Source organism: Mycobacterium dioxanotrophicus (assembly GCF_002157835.1).
In the GTDB taxonomy this organism is placed as follows: Bacteria; Actinomycetota; Actinomycetes; order Mycobacteriales; family Mycobacteriaceae; genus Mycobacterium; species Mycobacterium dioxanotrophicus.
The window spans coordinates 6,943,208-6,959,020 of the sequence record NZ_CP020809.1 but is presented as its reverse complement, the minus strand read 5'-3'; the positions used below and the strand labels follow the sequence as shown (position 1 = coordinate 6,959,020).

The following is a 15,813-nucleotide window of genomic DNA, read 5'->3' as shown; positions in this document are numbered from 1 at the left end:
CACAGCATCACACCCGTTGCGGTGCAGCGGCGTTGAGCGCCTGGTCGAGGAAATCGGCTGGCACCTCGGGCCACGCCGGATTCCATTGCCCCGCCTGCTGATCGGAACGCAGCGCAGCGAGGGTGGCGACCACGTGAGGGCCGCCGTCGACGAGGTAACGCAACATCCGCAGCTGGGCACATTGTGCTGCCACCGTTACGACGACGGCCTTGGCGTCGGCCGTCCGTCCGTCGGCGGCCAGGCAGGCACCCAGCAGGCGTCGCGCCCGCAGCATCGCCTGCGGCCGGTTCAGCGGGGCCAGCCGCTCCACCCATTCCCGGGCCCAGCGGCAGGCGAGTTCGCGCTGTGCCGGATCGGCGCCGGAGATGAGCATGCGGATCGCCGAGGCCTCTTCGAACTGCACGGCGATCTCGTCCATCGCGTCGACAGGTTGGCGGCGGGCGTCATAGGACGTCACCGGCATGGGACCGAACTCCGGATGCGGAGGCAGCCCGAGACGGATGCGCTCATGCTCGGCCAGCGCACGCAGCCGGTTGAGGGACAGCGCCCGTGCGACGCGGGTGGCCTCGTCGAGACGTTGGGCGGCTGCGAGCCGATCGCCCTGCAGGGCCTTGATCCGGGCGTTGATCACGTACCGGGAAATCTTGAAGTCGACTGAACCACCCTCCGGCCCGAGCTTGTAGCTCTCGTCCAGCAGGCGCGTCGCTTCATCGAGATCGCCTCGCTCATAAAGCAGTTCGCCGAGCAACGAGCTGGCCAGCCGGGCGGTGTAGGAATGAATGCCGCCCGACCGCTTGGCGATTCGCAGCGCTCTGCGGAAGAACGCTTCGGCTGCGGTGTTGTCGAGCATCAGGTGATGTGCCATCCCGGTGAAGCACAGGCCGTTGACGATGGTGAACGCGTCGCCGCTGCGCGCGTAGAAGGGCGCCGCCCAGTCCTGGATCCGATTGACCTCGTCGAGGTCGTAGCGGTAAGCGGCCGCGAAGGTCGCCACGTTGGCCGCCGACGCGACACTGAACGGGCGCAGCCGGTCCCGGCGTCGAATCGCCGCCGCGATGTGTTCGTCGATACCGGCGAGCCGGTCGGCGCGCAGATCCACCACACCGCGTACCACACCGGCGTCGGCTTGCACGTCGGCGATCTCGTCGGCGGACAGCCCGGAATCTTCCAGCGTCGTATCCACCAGTGCGAGAGCCTGTTCGGCGGTCGGGATCCGATGTAGCACGATGTTGGCCCATGCCAGGGCAAGCTGCAGGCGCGGGTGCGATTGCACGGCAGCAGCGGGCAGCTTGCCCGCCAGCCCGATCAGTGTGGCCATCTGGGAGTTGGCGACGAAGGAGAGGCCGTCCTGCTCGACGAGGGTGACGGCGCGTTGCTCGTCGCCGGCGGCCAGCGCGTGGTCGACCGCCTCGCTGATCAGCAAGTGCTCGGCGAACCATTCCGAGGCCGCCCGGTGCAGCCGTGCCACCCGCTGCGGGTCGCGACCGAGCCGGTGCTGCAGAAAGTCCAGGAACAGTTGGTGGTAGCGGAACCACTGGTCGTCGATCCGGCGGAGGAACAGGTCGCGTTCCTCGATCTGTTCGAGTATCGCGAGCCCATCGGGCACACCGGTCAGTGCGGACGCCAGATCCCCGCAGATCCGTTCAGTGATCGAGGTGGCCAGCAGGAAGTCGAGGATGGACGGTTCCAGGGTGTCGAGCACGTTCTCGGCGAGAAATTCGCTGATCATGTGGTGCCGGCCGGTCATAGTGCCGATGAGCTCGACCGGGTCGTCGCGGTCACGCAGTGACAGCGAGGCCAGCTGCAGGGCCGCCACCCAGCCGTCGGTCTTGGCGGTGAGCTCCTCCACATCGGTCGGGTCGAGGTCGAGACCACCGAGTTCCACCAGCAGATTCTCAGACTCGGAGACGTCGAAACGCAGCGCTGTGGCGTCGATTTCGACGAGTTCATCCTGCATTCTCATCCGGCTCATCGGCACCCCGCTCTGGCTGCGGCTGGTGATCACGATGGTCATACCGGAGGCGACGTTGTCGAGCAGGTAGCGCAGCGCCCCGATGGTCGCGGGATCAGTGACGCGCTGCCAGTCGTCGATCACCAGGGTCATGCGCGTGCCGCTTTGATGGATCTCGTTGATCAGAGACGTCAGCACATAGCGTTCGGCTTCGTCCCCATGTTCCTCGAGTACCTCACCGAGATCGGCTGCCAGCGCGGGCGTCACCGCGCGGATCGCCTCGATCAGATGGGACAGGAACCAGACCACGTTGTTGTCGTCGTGGTCGACGGTCAGCCACGCCACCGTGGCCCCTTCGGATTTCAGCAGCTGCGCCCATTGAGCGGCCAACGTGCTCTTTCCGAAACCGGTCGGCCCGTGGATCACCGTGAGCTTCTTGTCGCGTTGAGCGCGCAGCACCTCGATCAGGCGGGCCCGTTCGACGAGCGTCTTCGTCGACATAGGCAGCCTGAACCGGGTGGCCGGGGCGGGTGGCGTCAACGTTCGTACCCGCTGCCCGCTGAACGGTGTGCGCGGCGACGCCGACGGCTCCGACCGATTCGCCGGTGCCGGGACCGGTATGGCCATGTCATCGACCGGTAGACCGTGACGGCGTTGCAGTTCGCGCAATTGCTCCCCGAAGGCCGCCGCACTCGCCGGACGGTCTTTGGTGTTGCGCGACATCGCCCGTTCGATGATCGTGCACATGTCGGCGGGCAGCTCCGAATCCCGCAGGTTCGGCATCGGTTGTTTGGTGATCCGCAGGAACTGGGCCACCATCTGCTCGCCTTCGCGACGCTCGAACACCGCGTGGCCGGTCGCGGCGCTGAACAAGGTGGAAGCAAGGCTGTAGATGTCGGAGGTGACCTCGGGTGGTTGCCCGAGCAACACCTCGGGCGCTGTGTAGGCGGGCGAGCCGGTGATGGCACCGTCGGCGGTCTCGAATCCACCGATGACGCGCGCGATGCCGAAATCGGTCAGCTGCGGGTCGCCGTACTCGGTGAGCAGAATGTTCGCCGGCTTGACGTCACGGTGCAGGGTGCTGCGACGGTGTGCGGTCTCCAACGCACCGGCCATCTTCACTCCGATGCGCAGCGCCTCCTGCCAGCCGACCGGTCCGGTGTCGCTGACCTTGGCGTTGAGTGAACCGTGCGCGTGGTACTGCATGACGATGTAGGGCCGGCCGGTCGCGGTGGTGCCGACTTGGAAGATGTTGACGATGTTCGGATGGCCGGACAGCTTGCCCATCGCGATCTGCTCGCGCATGAACCGTTCGAGATTGTCTGGTTCCAGATCGGTGGTCAGGACCTTCACCGCGACAGTGCGGCCCAGGGCGCGTTGTGTGCAGCGGTACACCATGCCGAACCCGCCGCGGCCGATTTCCTCGGGATCCTCGTAACCGGCCGCCGACAGCTCCGCCGGGATCCCGGCTGGCAGATCCCGCTGCGTCGGCAGCGGGTCATTACGGCCCATCGTTCGCCTCGAAACTCTCATGGCGTCGCCGCGGCATCTCAGCCGCCTTAGAGAGGATATCTCTGGCTTTGCCGGCGGACGCGGACTCGGAGAGATCGGTTATGCCGGCTGGCGCGTCAGGTGCTCGGGCCCGCTGACATAGACGATGGCGGGGTGGCCGGGGGAGGTCGCAGCGTCGGCGACGGCCGCGGCGAAGTCGACCGCTGAGTCGGAGAGCACCTCGCCGGACACCACGGTGAAGTTGATTCCGTGCCGGTCGAATTCCTTGCGCATCGCGTACAGGGTGGTCTCGCCGGCGCGCTTGCCTGCGGCGATGGATGCGTACCCCTTCGGGACTGCCTTATAGGGGTAGAAGTGCGCCTGATGGCTGGTGACGAAGACGATACGGCCGCCGACGGGGATCAGGGGCAGCGCGAGCCGCGCGAGACGGCGCTGGGCGTCGCGGTTTTGGTGCATGGCCGGGCCGGGCTCGGTGCAGTACTGTCGTCCACCCGATGCGTTGAGCACCAGCATGTCGAGTCGGCCGAAGCGGGTCGCGACGTCGTCGATCATCGCGGCGACTGCCGTTTCGTCGCAGATGTCGGCGGCGGAGGTCGAGGCATGCCCTCCCGCGCAGCGAATGGCATCCGCGACGTAGTCGGCGCGTTCGGTGTTCGACCGGTAGCCGACGACCACGTGGATGTCAGGGTGAGCGAGCTGGAGAGCGATTTCGGCGCCGATGCCTCGCGATGCACCGGTCACCAGAGCGACCCGTTGGCTGTGCATATTCGGTTCCTTTCCCTGGTAGCGGTGACAAAGCACAAATGCGCTCCGCCGCCATGACAACCGGATACGTCGACGCTACACCGAAATTAAGAAAAATAAGAGACTCGTGAGGTCACGGTAAGGTTGAGATGCAGGTCACTTTCGGTGTTCACGGAGCCAGTCGAGCACCTGCTGACCGTGGGTGTTCGGCGGGAAGATCGGGTAGAAGACGTGCTCGATCACGCCATCGGTGACCACCAGCGTTAGCCGCGAGTAAAGCCGCGGATGCCCCGGTGCGGCGAAGGTCGGCAGGCCCAAGGTGTCGCCGAGGGAGAACTCTGGGTCCGACAGCATGCGGAACGGCAGGTGCAGACGCTCGACCACCTCGGCCTGATACTCCGGCGACTGGCTCGACATGCCGTAGATCTCCGCAGCCCCGGCGTCGCGAAGCTCCTGATGATGGTCGCGGAAACTGCACGCTTCGGTTGAACATCCCCGGGCCCCGGGAATCGAGTCCCAGCCTTCGGGCAGATCCGTACCCGGCCGACCGGTGAGCGGATACAGATAGATGATCGTGCGCCCACGGGGGAGGGCGGACAGGTCGGCACTGCCGCCGTCGCTCGTGTGCAGCGTCAGTGACGGCATGGGCTGCCCCGGCAGGTGTGCGGCGCGGCCATCGTCGGTCGGCACGGGCAGGCCGGCGGGCAGAGTGGTGAAGTCGATGGGCATGGTGAAGACCTCCGAGCCGGGTTGATGGTGGTAGGGCCGGGTGGCGCCCCGATGCAGCTTTTCGGCCAGCACGGTCCGGCGATGCGTCAAATCAGCTATGACACGGTCGATTTCGGCGATGCCGTCGCGGTAGGCCGCCAACGATGCGGGGCACTCGTCGCTGTGGATGTGCCCGGCGTCGAGGCATTCGATGAATGGACCCGCTTTGGCAGGCGGGATGCCGATCTGCGCGAGCTCACGAATCTCGGCCACCGCGCGCAGGTCGTTCTCGTCGTACTCGCGGTAGCCGTTGGGTCTGCGCTGCGGGCTCAGCAGTCCCAGCTGCTCGTAGTAGCGCACCGCCTTCACCGAAACCTTGGCCTGCCGGGCCAGCTCGCCGATCTTCATCGTCACCTCCTGTAACCGACGGTAAACCCTGCCCCTGGGGGCAAGGTCAAGTCGTGGGGCCCACGCAGCTTGTTCGGCGGTGGGCTGACAGCACATTCACATGTCCACGTGACGGTTTCGATACGCCACGATTCGGCCCTGTCGGTGTCGGGACGCTCGTCGCCGCCGTACTGTGCAACAGTGCAGATTCCGAGCGGCCGTGGCCGATATCGGCAAGCCGGCTGCGTCACCCGTCGGGATGTACTCCGGTACGCGGCGGCCGGACCACTCCTGCTCGGTCTTCCGACGGTCACTGCGGCACTGACTGCGCCTGTCGCGACAGCCGCATCGGACATCGCCGGAACCATCGTGTTTCTCGATCCCGGGCACAACGGCGCCAATGACGGCTCCATCAACCGACAGGTGCCTACCGGCCGTGGCGGTACCAAAGAGTGTCAAACCACCGGCACCACAACCGATAGCGGTTATCCCGAGCACACCTTCAACTGGGATGTGGTGTTGCGGGTCCGGGCTGAGCTCTCGCAGCTCGGGGTGCGGACCGCGCTGTCGCGAGGCGACGACAACGCGCTCGGGCCGTGTGTGGATCAGCGGGCGGCCATGGCGAATAGCCTGCAGCCCAACGCAATTGTGAGTATCCATGCCGACGGTGGCCCGCCCGGTGGCCGCGGCTTCCACGTCAACTACTCGGCGCCGCCGCTCAACGAGGCTCAGGCCGGCCCAGCCCTGCAACTCGCTCGGGTGATGCGGGACCAGCTTGTCGCGGCCGGATTCACCCCGTCGACCTACCGCGGCACCGACGGCCTCTACGGGCGTTCGGACCTTGCCGGTCTCAACCTCGCGGAGTTCCCGTCGGTGCTGGTCGAACTGGGCAACATGAAGAACAGCGACGACGCAGCGGTCATCGTCAGCGAACAGGGCCGGGCAAAATACGCCGCAGCCGTCGCATCCGGACTCAACGCCTATCTGTCACAACGGGTTTGAAATCCAGCAAGCTGGTCATCGGCTCCTCGACGGCCACAGCGCCATGCGGTCGAGCAACCCATCGCGCAGCACGAGCGTGTGGAACAACACGGCGCACAGGTGCGCGGTGAACGTCACGAACAGCAGGGCCGCCAGCACGACATGCGCAATGTGCAAGCCGCCGAACAGGTTCAGGTTGTGGGGCGCGATCGCGGGCAAGCGCCAGGGGCCGACGACGACGGGCGTTCCCGACGCCGAGACCATGGCCCAGCCGACCAGGGGTTGCAGAAGCAGCAACGCATACAGCAGCCGTTCCGACCAGGTGGCGACGCGGCGTTCGGTGCGGCCCATGGTGGCCAGGAACGGCGGTGGGTGATGCCGCATCCGGTTGCCCAGTCGGACCACGGCGAACAGCAGGATGATGATGCCCAGCGGGCGATGGATCGCCAACAGCAGCGGGTAATACGCCAGCGATGCGACCATCGTGACACCCAGCAGTACCTGGGCGACCACCATGGCAGCCATCGACCAGTGCAACAACCGCGACGCCACGGTGAAGCGCGTTGGGGTGAGCTGGTCAGTGCTCATCGCGCTGCGGCCTCGACGTTCACAGCGCTGGGCTGCTTGGGTTCTGCCGCACGTCGCGCGAACGACCGCGCGTACACCGCTGACCGTGCAGCGAGCAGCGGATCGTCGGAAGGAGCGATACCGCGCGGCAGCACAAGGGGATCGAAGTTGATGTCACGGGCATTGCCCGGCGCCTCGGTGTGGACGGCTTCGATGGTCAGCGTGCCCGCATCGATCGTGCGGCGATCTGCCGGCCAGGGTTTGGTCGCGTCGTTGGTGGGGTCTTCAGGTGCTCCGACCACAATTTTCAGCGTCCACGCCTGCGGCCCACGTTCCATGGCTTTGATCAAGGCGTCGAACAGGTAGTTGGGATCTGATTTCGCGGCGTCTCCGACAGGTTGGCCGGGCTGCTGCTGCGGCACCAGCATCCACCGCACCGGCGCGGTGACGCCCGCGCTGTTGGTCATCCGGAACGCGTTGAGCCCCCAGAATGTGCTGTCGGCGAATCCGGAGGTGGGTGGCTGCTGTGCGATGATGCGCTGCGCGGCAACGGTTTCGGGATGTCTGGCCAGGAAGGCCGACATCGCGGCAGGGTCTGGTTTGCCGGTCTGCGGCTGGGTTTTGGCGGCCAGGATGCGCTCGTAGAACCCCTGTGGTGTGCTGTCGACGAACACCGGGGTGTTGATCATCGGGCTGCGCCACTGCTCGCCGTTGGGCAACTGGTACTGGACCGCCAGGCCACGCACGGTCGCGGGCTTGTCGGCCTGGTCGGGTGCCCCACCCGACAGCGAGAAGCGCGCGTCGACAGGGAGCGTGCCTTTGGCGAACACTGCGGCATGGCAGATGTCGGCGGCGGCGCCATTGCTTGCGAAGGTGCCGGTGGCGGCGAGGCCCTTCGCATGGTTGCGCCGGAAGCCGTCATGGTGGCCCGCGATCTGCTCGAACCGGTCGGCGAACTGCGCCGGGATCAAGGTGTCGGGGCGCAGCCAGCCACCGGCGTACGCGAATCCGCCGACGTCGATCGCGGCGACACCGGCCACGGCGGCCATGCCGAGCATGACGGCGCGCCGATTGATGGGGGGTGTGTCCGGCCCGCGCGGAGCATCGTCGGGAGCCGCGGGTGCCATGGTGTTCCCCCCTCGGTGAATCCGGCGCTCCCACCGATCCTGCACCTGTCTCGACGCTGTGTCGACACCTGCTGGCAGGGAAAGGCAATACCTGCTAGCTGCAATGCCCTGAGCCGGGTCGCCGAGATGCGGTCGGGCAAAGTCGTTCTCGCGCTTGCCGATCTGGCCGGTGCACACTGTGCATCAGGCCAGGTCGTAGAGCAGGCGGTAGTAGGCGATGCGGTGCGGGTCGGGGTCGATTCCGTAGGCGTCGAACAGCACGTCGTCGAAGCCTGGGCCGAAGTCCCAGCCGAGGCTCCAGGTGGCCACCGCCAGATCAGCCCAGCGATCGGCAATCCCAAGCGAGCCCAGATCGACGTGCGCGGCGAATGTCGCGTCGTCATGCAGCAGGGTGTTGGGAACACAGGCATCGCCGTGGCAGACGACCAGCCGGTCGACGGCGGGCGGCGCGTCCAGCCGGGCACGCGCCTCGTCGGGATCCAGGTGCCGGTGCTCGGGGAACCAGTTCGCCGGGCCCTCGCCGGCGGCGATGCGCTCGTCGGCGCGGCGCAGACGACGTTCGATGCCCCAGTCGAACGGGCATTCATCGACCGGCAGCGCGTCGTGCAGCAACCGTAGTCCGCGGCCGATCCCGGCGGCGACGTCGGTGGCGCGCCCGGCCCAGTGAGCGTCGACGGCCGACCGTCCCGGCACGGCCGCTGTGAGCAGCCATGCACCGTCGAGGTCGGTGCCGTGGTCGAGGACCGGCGGCACGGCGACCCGCGCCTGCGCCCACACCAACCGTTCGGCCTCACCGACCAGATCGATCTCCGGAGTGCCTGCGGCAACCCATTTGACGTACGACGTCACCCCATCGCTTCTGTCGAGGCGGAAGGTCAGCCCACCGAGTTCGTTGCGCCACACCGGGGTCAACGCGGCATCGCCGGCGAGGGCGGTCACCACGGCGGGCACCGCGACAGGTTCGACCGGTGGGCCTGACAGCGATGGAGTATGCACGCCACGACATTGCCACAGTACGGCCGGGCCGTTGACGAGCCTCGAGCGGCGCCGTTGACGTCAAACTCGATGTGAGATCGGGTATTGGTGACAAGGTCCCCGACCCGGAATTTCCGCATCGAATCGGTCCGGCAGGGGCCTCGGCCTGAGGGCTCCTGACAAGACACGCCGCCGCAGCACCCGCGAAGATGGCGGCATGGGACTTTCCGTGATGCCGAAAGCACACCTGTCCGACGCCGACGTCGCAGACGCACTGCAGCGCGCTGTGAGTGTGGCGGGCGTCATCCTCGATGTGTTGGCTGAGGCCGATCCGCTCGGGTTGCGGCGTCGCACCCATGACCTGGGTAGCGGGGCCGGTGCGGGCTGCCTGGGTGGGGCGTTCAATCTCGCGGCACGGGTGCTTGACTGCGCCGATCTGCCGGGCACGCAATCCTGGGAACGCAAGGACCGCACCGCCCGCATCCAGTGGTGGGTCCGGCGGGTGGGTGCAATCGATACCGTTTTGGTGGCGTTTCCCGGAGTGTTCGGCGTTCTGGCCAAACGACTGCCCATCCAGGATGTGTTCGGATTCGCCAATCAGGCCCTGGTCTTATGCGCTGTCGCGCGTGAGTACGGGATCACCGATACGCCGACGCAGGTCCGGCTGCTGGCCTCGGTGCTATGCGGGCGCGAACTCGACAAGTCTTCCGCTGCAATGGATCCAGAGGAAGCCTGGCCGGAGTTGTCCGACAGATCGATCATCGGAAAGCTCTGGCACCTGGCCGGCATCCTCAATGCCGTCAGCGAGGAACTCGGCAAACGGCCGCACCCGCGCTCGATCTTCCGGTACTTCGCCATGCTGCCGTGGATCGGTGCGGTCGCCGATTATCTGGGCGAGTACGGGGCGTTGGTACGCGCAGCAGATGCCGGTGAAACGTGGATCCTGGCCCAAGACAACGAAGTTGACGAGGCAGGGTCAGCGCCCGACGCGCGGGAAGCGGTCACCGATCCGATGGTGTGATCAGCCGCGGCCGCCCCGTTACGGCGTGATCAACGTGCCCGCATCCGACGCCGCCTTCTGCAGTTCCGGAATCGTCATGTCGCCGTAGCCGCTTTCCACCGGCCCCATGGTGGCGCCCAGCCACGGCACCACACCGGGATCAGGCGTGACACCCAGGTTGTAGGCCTGCATGCCGGGCAGGTGATGCTCGAAGAAGTTACCCAAGATGTCGACCACGAAGATGACGTCGCCCACCGGATTGGGCCCCCACAGCGAGGCGGCGTTGACCAGCGGTGTCGTTGCATTGGGGTCGCCGATCATCACGATCGAGCCGTAGTGCGGTTTGGTGCCGCCGCCCGGTACGTACGGCGGCACGAACGGTTGCAGCGCAGGCAGATCCGTCGAGAAGTACGCGGCGGTGTCACCGTAGGTCTCGACATTGACGAAACCCGAGTTGGCGCCGTTGCCAGGCACTGTGGTGTTGATTCCGGGGCTTTCGAATCCGATGCCACCGACGCCGGTTTGCTGCGCGACGTACTCCGCTTCCCATCCACCCAGCGAGTGGCCGGTGACGAAGATGTCGTCCTGGCTGTAGCCCTGCTTGGCCGCCTCGGCCGCAACCTGCTGTTCGAAGGCCAGGGAATCGGTGAAGGCCTGCGGGGTGGTGTTGGTGAAGATCACCTGGGCGTCGGTGATGATTTGCGAGACCGCGATCACCGGGTTGGCCAACAGGTTTGTGCCGCCGGTGGTGCCCTGGTAGGCGACGATGATCTGCCCCTGCGGTGTCACCCAGGCCTTCGCGGACTCACCCGAGAGCGTATTGGTGGACTGCATCTGCTTGCCGTTCACCGTGAACGGCTTCAAGTCGCCCGGGGTGCCGCCGAGCACGTACTCGGCGGCCGCGGCGTTCAGGAACTGCGACACCGTAGGAGTCTTGCCCGTCGCCGGACCCGTGTAGGTCAGCGGTGGCGGTGTCGGTTGCGCGGCGGGTGTCTTGTCCAATCCCAAACTCGCTTCGACGCGTCGGAAGGCTGCGAACAACGCCTCGTCGACCGGCTGGAAGTTGATGGGACTCTTCGGGCCGTTGGCAGAGACGGTGATGTCGAGCGCTTGTAGCACCGAGTTGATGACGCGGCCCGGCAACTCGGCGAGCTTGGCGATGGGGGACAGCGGTTGTGGCGGCGTCGGAGTGCTCGGAGTCGGCGTGCTCGGCGCCTCGACCGATGATGTGGCCGCGGCGAGTTTCGCCGTCAGCGGGATCGCCTTGGTCTTGAGGCTGGGTTGGGGCGCCCCAGTGGCGTCGGGCTGCTTGGGTTCGGTCGCCTGCGTCTTGATGGTGCCGCCGGTGAGCGTGGCAGCCACCGTCGTCAGTTGCTTCGCGGCCGCCCGCACGCGGGTCGGAGCCGCCTGCACAGCGTGGGACTTTCCGGTAGGGGTGTCCGGGGCGGGGTCCTGGCGAACAGCACTCGGTTTGCGCTGTGTTGGTGTCGAATCCTGTTGTGGGTTAGCGATATTCGCGGTTTCCGCGGCCGGTTGGGTGGGCTTCGTGTCGGTGTCCGACACTGCTGTGCCACCGGTGGGTCCCTTGTCCTGCGTGTCGTCCTTGGTCGACGACCGACCAGGTCTGGTGCGATGGTCCTGCGTCGATTTCTTGGGGCCGTGGTCGGTGGTGGCACTCGAATGGCTCGCTGTCGTTCTGGGCGAATCGGCCGTGCCAGGGTCCGCCCACGCCACAGCGTGTCCGCTCGCCCCGGCGATGCCGATGCCGACTGCTACGACGGCCAGCCCGTAGCGCGGTGGTAAGCGTCTGGCACTTTTCGGGCAGCGTGAATCATGCACCATAATTGATGTCCCCCTTGACATTTCACGGTGGTGTCCGCATCTGCCGATGGCATGAGTGCCAGCCGCCCCGAACACACGCCGGCTCAATATATGACATCGGGTGATGTCATTCTGGGTTTTGGCGGATGCGGTCGGTACGCGCAACCGCCGTGCTCGGGTCGACCGGCGAAGTCGCTGCCGCCCGGTCTCCCGCAACTCGGCTTCCGAAGCGATCGGTCAGCTGCAGGAGCTCGGCTACAACGTCCAGGTCAACGTCGTGAACGGGCCGCGCTCGGTGGGTGACATTCGTTGCGCACGAGAGGTTTTACGGCCACGCGCCCTCCAGCTCTGAGTCGCTGATTGTTTGCTGATTGACCGCTGGGCTGAATCTGTGAACCCGAACTATGCGCAATCTCTCACTTATTGACGGCGCTTTTTATACAGTTGAGCCGCCAATCCGGGCCGAGCAGCGAGTTCGCTGGAGGTTCACATGGATCTCAATACCGTAACCGACATCATTCGCTGGCCACCCAATCCGCCGGGCGCCGCCTGGAGCGTCGGAGATGCCTGGCTGGCCGGGGGGACATGGCTGTTTTCCGAACCTCAGCCCAGCGTGCACCGCTTGATCGACCTCACCGAACTCGACTGGCCCGATCTGGTCGTGGACGCCGGAGGTCTCCAGATCGGCGCGACCTGCACGGTGCGGAAGCTCCACGAGTATGTGCCGCCGGATGACTGGTCCGCGGGCAGCCTGTTGCGGACCAGCTGTGAGGCGTTCCTGGCGTCGTTCAAGGTATGGAATGCCGCAACGGTGGGTGGCAACATCTGCATGTCCCTGCCGGCAGGCCCGATGACCACCATGAGCGTGGCTCTCGAGGCGTCCTATCGCCTGTGGGCGGCAGACGGAACCGAACGCACCGTCGCAGCCCGGGATTTCGTCACAGGAGACCACCGCAACGTGCTGCGACCGGGGGAGATCCTGCGCAGCGTGTACATACCGATCAGTGCGTTGCGCAACCGCTACACATTCCGACGATTCACCCTGACCAAGCTCGGCCGCTCCACCATATTCATGGTCGCGACGCAGGGGCCGACAACCGACGGCCTGATGCTCACCATCACCGCGGGTACCACACATCCGGTGGTGTTGCGGTTCGACACGATGCCCACCGCCGAGACCCTGCAAGACCACATCGACGCGATCGCACCGGAGTCCTGGTTCGCCGATCCGAACGGCACCCCCGCGCATCGCCGGCATCTGGCGAAGCACTACGCCGAAGAAATCCGGACCGAACTCGGAGGCTTGTGATGAGCTACAGCGTCAACGGCAAGACGTTCTCACAAGAACCGCAGCCGGGCCAGTGCCTGCGCACATTCCTGCGGCACCTGGGCTGGCACGGGGTCAAGAAGGGGTGTGACGCCGGAGACTGCGGCGCGTGCACCGTCTGGCTCGACGGCCGCCCGGTACACAGTTGCATCACGCCGGCGTTCCGCGCGGACGGGCACGAAGTGACGACCATCGAGGGCCTCGGATCCCCCGAGAACCTGCACCCGATGCAGCGGCAGTTCCGCGACGCCCCCGGATTCCAGTGCGGTTTCTGCACTCCCGGCATGATCATGACGGCATCGGCTCTCACCGACGAACAGAAGAAGGACCTGCCGCACGCCTTGAAAGGCAACCTGTGCCGATGCACCGGGTATCGGGCCATCGAAGACGCCGTCAACGGCGTGGCCGCGATCGAGGCGGCGGCGCCGGGCCAGGCGGTCGGGACGAGCGTCGGTGCACCAGCGGGCGCCGGGGTCGTGACCGGGCGCGCGGAGTACACGATGGACACCGACGTCCCGGGCATGCTGCATCTGAAGGTGCTGCACTCGCCCCACGCGCACGCGCGCATCGTCTCGATCGACAAGTCCGCGGCGCTGGCCGTTCCCGGGGTGCACCGCGTGTACACCTGGGAAGACGTGCCCCGCAAGCTGTTCACCACCGCGATCCACACCGATCATCTCGTCGACCCCGACGACACCTACATCCTCGACAATGTGGTGCGCTTCGTCGGCCAGCGCGTGGTGGCGGTGCTGGCAGACACGATCGGCGCTGCCGAAGAGGGCTGCCGCAAGGTGGCCGTCGAGTACGAGGTGCTGCCCGCGGTGTTCGATCCCGAGCAGGCGATGCAGTTCGGTGCACCACAGCTGCATGGATCCGACGATCCGTTCGTGCACGATCCGGTACACAACATCCTCATCGAATTGCACGGCGAAATAGGCGATGTGGCACAGGGATTCGCCGAAGCCGACGTCATCCACGAAGGAACCTACTTCTCGCCGCGGGTACAGCACGCCCATCTGGAGACGCACGGATCGATCGCCTGGATGGAAGACGGCCGGCTGCATGTGCGGACCAGTTCGCAGTCCCCGTGGATCGCCAAAGGCAAGCTCGCCTACCTGTTCGACCTGCGGCCCGATCAGCTGCGGGTGTTCTGCAAGCGGGTCGGCGGTGCCTTCGGCGGCAAGCAGGAGGTGATCAGTGAAGACCTGGTCGCACTGGCCACGTTGGACACCGGTCGCCCGACATGCTGGGAGTACACCCGCGGCGAGGAGTTCACCACCGCCTCACCCCGGCACCCGATGAAGATCACCGTCAAACTCGGTGCCCGCGCGGACGGCACGCTCACCGCGATGCAGTTCCGCAACGTGGCCAACACCGGTGCCTACGGCAACCACGGCGCGGAGACCCTGTTCGCGGGCGGGTCCGCGATCGCGGAATACCGCTGCCCCAACAAGCGATTCGATGGATATTCGGTCTACACCAACACCGTTCCCAGCGGGGCACTGCGCGGCTACGGCATGACGCAGCCGGTGTTCGCGATGGAATCGGCGATGCACGAGCTGGCGGTCGCACTCGGCGTCGACCCGCTGGAGTTGCGGCGGCGCAACATCGTTCGGCCCGGTGACCCGCTGCTGTCGGTGCACGACGAGGCCGACGATGTGGCGTTCACCGACGACAGCTTGGCGGCCTGCATCGACTGTGTCGATGGGGCGCTGCAGGCGCACCCCAACGGACAGGCTCTCGGCGACGATTGGTTGATCGGTGTCGGCACCGCAAGTTCGATCCACGAGACCGCGCCGCCGACCGAGCACATCTCCGTCGGGCTCGCGACGCTGTGCTCCGATGGACTCTATGAGATCGCGGTAGGCACAGTCGAGTTCGGTGAGGGCACCTCGACGGCGCACGTCCAGATCGCCGCGTCGGAGCTGGGCACCACCCCGACCCGGATCCGGCTCGTCCAATCCGACACCGACCGCACGGGGTTCGACACCGGAGCGTTCGCCAGCGCGGGCCTCTTCGTCGCAGGCAACGCGGTGCAACGGTCCTCGATCGCACTGCGGGAGCGGATTCTGCGCTTCGCTGCCCTGCACACCGGGGTGGACTTGGCGGCGTGCACCATGGACGACGACGCAGTCCGTTGCGGTGACATCCGGGTTCTGTTAGGGGACCTGGCCGCAGCGGCAGCGGCGCGGGGTGTGCGGTTGACAGAATCGCGCAAGGCGTACGGCTCGCCACGAAGCCTGGCTTCCAATGCCCACGGCTTCCGCATCGCCGTGCACCGGGTGACCGGTGAGATCCGGATCCTCTACAGCGTGCACGCAACCGACGCCGGGGTGGTCGTCAATCCCGCACAGGTTCGCGGTCAAATCGAAGGCGGCGTGACCCAGGGCCTCGGTTTCGTGTTGACCGAGCATCATCTCGTCGACGGCAACGGCGTGATGACCAACCCGACGCTGCGCAACTACCGGATCCCCACCTACGCCGACGCACCGCGCACCGAGGTGATCCTGGTCGACTCGACCGATTCGGCAGGCCCGGTGCGGTCCAAGGGAATCGCCGAGATGTGCATCAACCCCGTCGCACCCGCCATGGCCAACGCGCTGCATGACGCGACCGGTGTGCGCTACCGCGAGCTGCCGTTGACACCCGACCGGATCTTCACGGCCCTGCAGTCGTCCCGGCTGACCCCGACCGGGTAAGCGGCAGCGGCATC

The 15,813-nt window shown here is 66.4% G+C and carries 11 protein-coding genes; 4 read left to right on the top strand and 7 right to left on the bottom strand.

The window, feature by feature from the left end; translation table 11 throughout:
• Positions 1 to 7 precede the first annotated feature (7 nt).
• The 3 genes from BTO20_RS33755 to BTO20_RS33745 form a co-directional block, all read right to left on the bottom strand.
• A complete protein-coding gene (locus tag BTO20_RS33755) occupies positions 8 to 3,463 on the bottom strand; it encodes a serine/threonine-protein kinase (protein ID WP_087080509.1) in 3,456 nt (1,151 codons plus the stop codon).
• A 99-nt stretch (positions 3,464 to 3,562) separates the two neighbouring features.
• The gene (locus BTO20_RS33750; RefSeq protein ID WP_087080507.1) at positions 3,563 to 4,228 is read right to left on the bottom strand and encodes an SDR family oxidoreductase; all 666 of its coding nucleotides are present in this window, start codon (positions 4,226 to 4,228) and stop codon (positions 3,563 to 3,565) included.
• A 135-nt stretch (positions 4,229 to 4,363) separates the two neighbouring features.
• Positions 4,364 to 5,323: a MerR family DNA-binding transcriptional regulator gene (locus BTO20_RS33745; protein ID WP_087080505.1), complete on the bottom strand. Its 960-nt coding sequence runs from the start codon at positions 5,321 to 5,323 to the stop codon at positions 4,364 to 4,366.
• Positions 5,324 to 5,593: 270 nt separating this feature from the next.
• Between BTO20_RS33745 and BTO20_RS33740 the strand changes: the two genes are divergently transcribed.
• Positions 5,594 to 6,304, top strand: a complete 711-nt coding sequence (locus tag BTO20_RS33740; RefSeq protein WP_087083058.1) for an Rv3717 family N-acetylmuramoyl-L-alanine amidase — start codon at positions 5,594 to 5,596, stop codon at positions 6,302 to 6,304.
• A gap of 15 nt (positions 6,305 to 6,319) precedes the next feature.
• On the opposite strand, the gene BTO20_RS33735 is transcribed toward BTO20_RS33740, so the two are convergent.
• The 3 genes from BTO20_RS33735 to BTO20_RS33725 all read right to left on the bottom strand — a co-directional run bounded on the left by BTO20_RS33735 (position 6,320) and on the right by BTO20_RS33725 (position 8,973).
• Positions 6,320 to 6,871: a cytochrome b gene (locus BTO20_RS33735; protein ID WP_087080503.1), complete on the bottom strand. Its 552-nt coding sequence runs from the start codon at positions 6,869 to 6,871 to the stop codon at positions 6,320 to 6,322.
• Positions 6,868 to 7,977, bottom strand: a complete 1,110-nt coding sequence (locus tag BTO20_RS33730; RefSeq protein ID WP_232490932.1) for a catalase family peroxidase — start codon at positions 7,975 to 7,977, stop codon at positions 6,868 to 6,870. The genes BTO20_RS33735 and BTO20_RS33730 overlap by 4 nt, the downstream gene beginning before the upstream one ends.
• Before the next feature lie 183 nt (positions 7,978 to 8,160).
• The gene (locus tag BTO20_RS33725) at positions 8,161 to 8,973 is read right to left on the bottom strand and encodes an aminoglycoside 3'-phosphotransferase (protein WP_087080500.1); all 813 of its coding nucleotides are present in this window, start codon (positions 8,971 to 8,973) and stop codon (positions 8,161 to 8,163) included.
• Between the two features lie 196 nt (positions 8,974 to 9,169).
• Here BTO20_RS33725 and BTO20_RS33720 point away from each other — a divergent pair, with 196 nt between their 5' ends.
• Positions 9,170 to 9,973 carry a hypothetical protein gene (locus BTO20_RS33720; RefSeq protein ID WP_087080498.1) on the top strand — a complete coding sequence of 268 codons (804 nt, stop codon included), beginning with the start codon at positions 9,170 to 9,172 and terminating at the stop codon, positions 9,971 to 9,973.
• Positions 9,974 to 9,991: 18 nt separating this feature from the next.
• On the opposite strand, the gene BTO20_RS33715 is transcribed toward BTO20_RS33720, so the two are convergent.
• Positions 9,992 to 11,365: a hypothetical protein gene (locus BTO20_RS33715; RefSeq protein WP_332460250.1), complete on the bottom strand. Its 1,374-nt coding sequence runs from the start codon at positions 11,363 to 11,365 to the stop codon at positions 9,992 to 9,994.
• Positions 11,366 to 12,263: 898 nt separating this feature from the next.
• Between BTO20_RS33715 and BTO20_RS33710 the strand changes: the two genes are divergently transcribed.
• Together BTO20_RS33710 and BTO20_RS33705 are read left to right on the top strand one after the other, a co-directional pair.
• A complete protein-coding gene (locus tag BTO20_RS33710) occupies positions 12,264 to 13,082 on the top strand; it encodes an FAD binding domain-containing protein (protein WP_087080494.1) in 819 nt (272 codons plus the stop codon).
• Positions 13,082 to 15,799 (top strand): molybdopterin-dependent oxidoreductase, encoded by a 2,718-nt coding sequence (locus BTO20_RS33705; RefSeq protein WP_087080492.1) that lies wholly within the window; start codon positions 13,082 to 13,084, stop codon positions 15,797 to 15,799. The genes BTO20_RS33710 and BTO20_RS33705 overlap by 1 nt, the downstream gene beginning before the upstream one ends.
• Positions 15,800 to 15,813 lie beyond the last annotated feature (14 nt).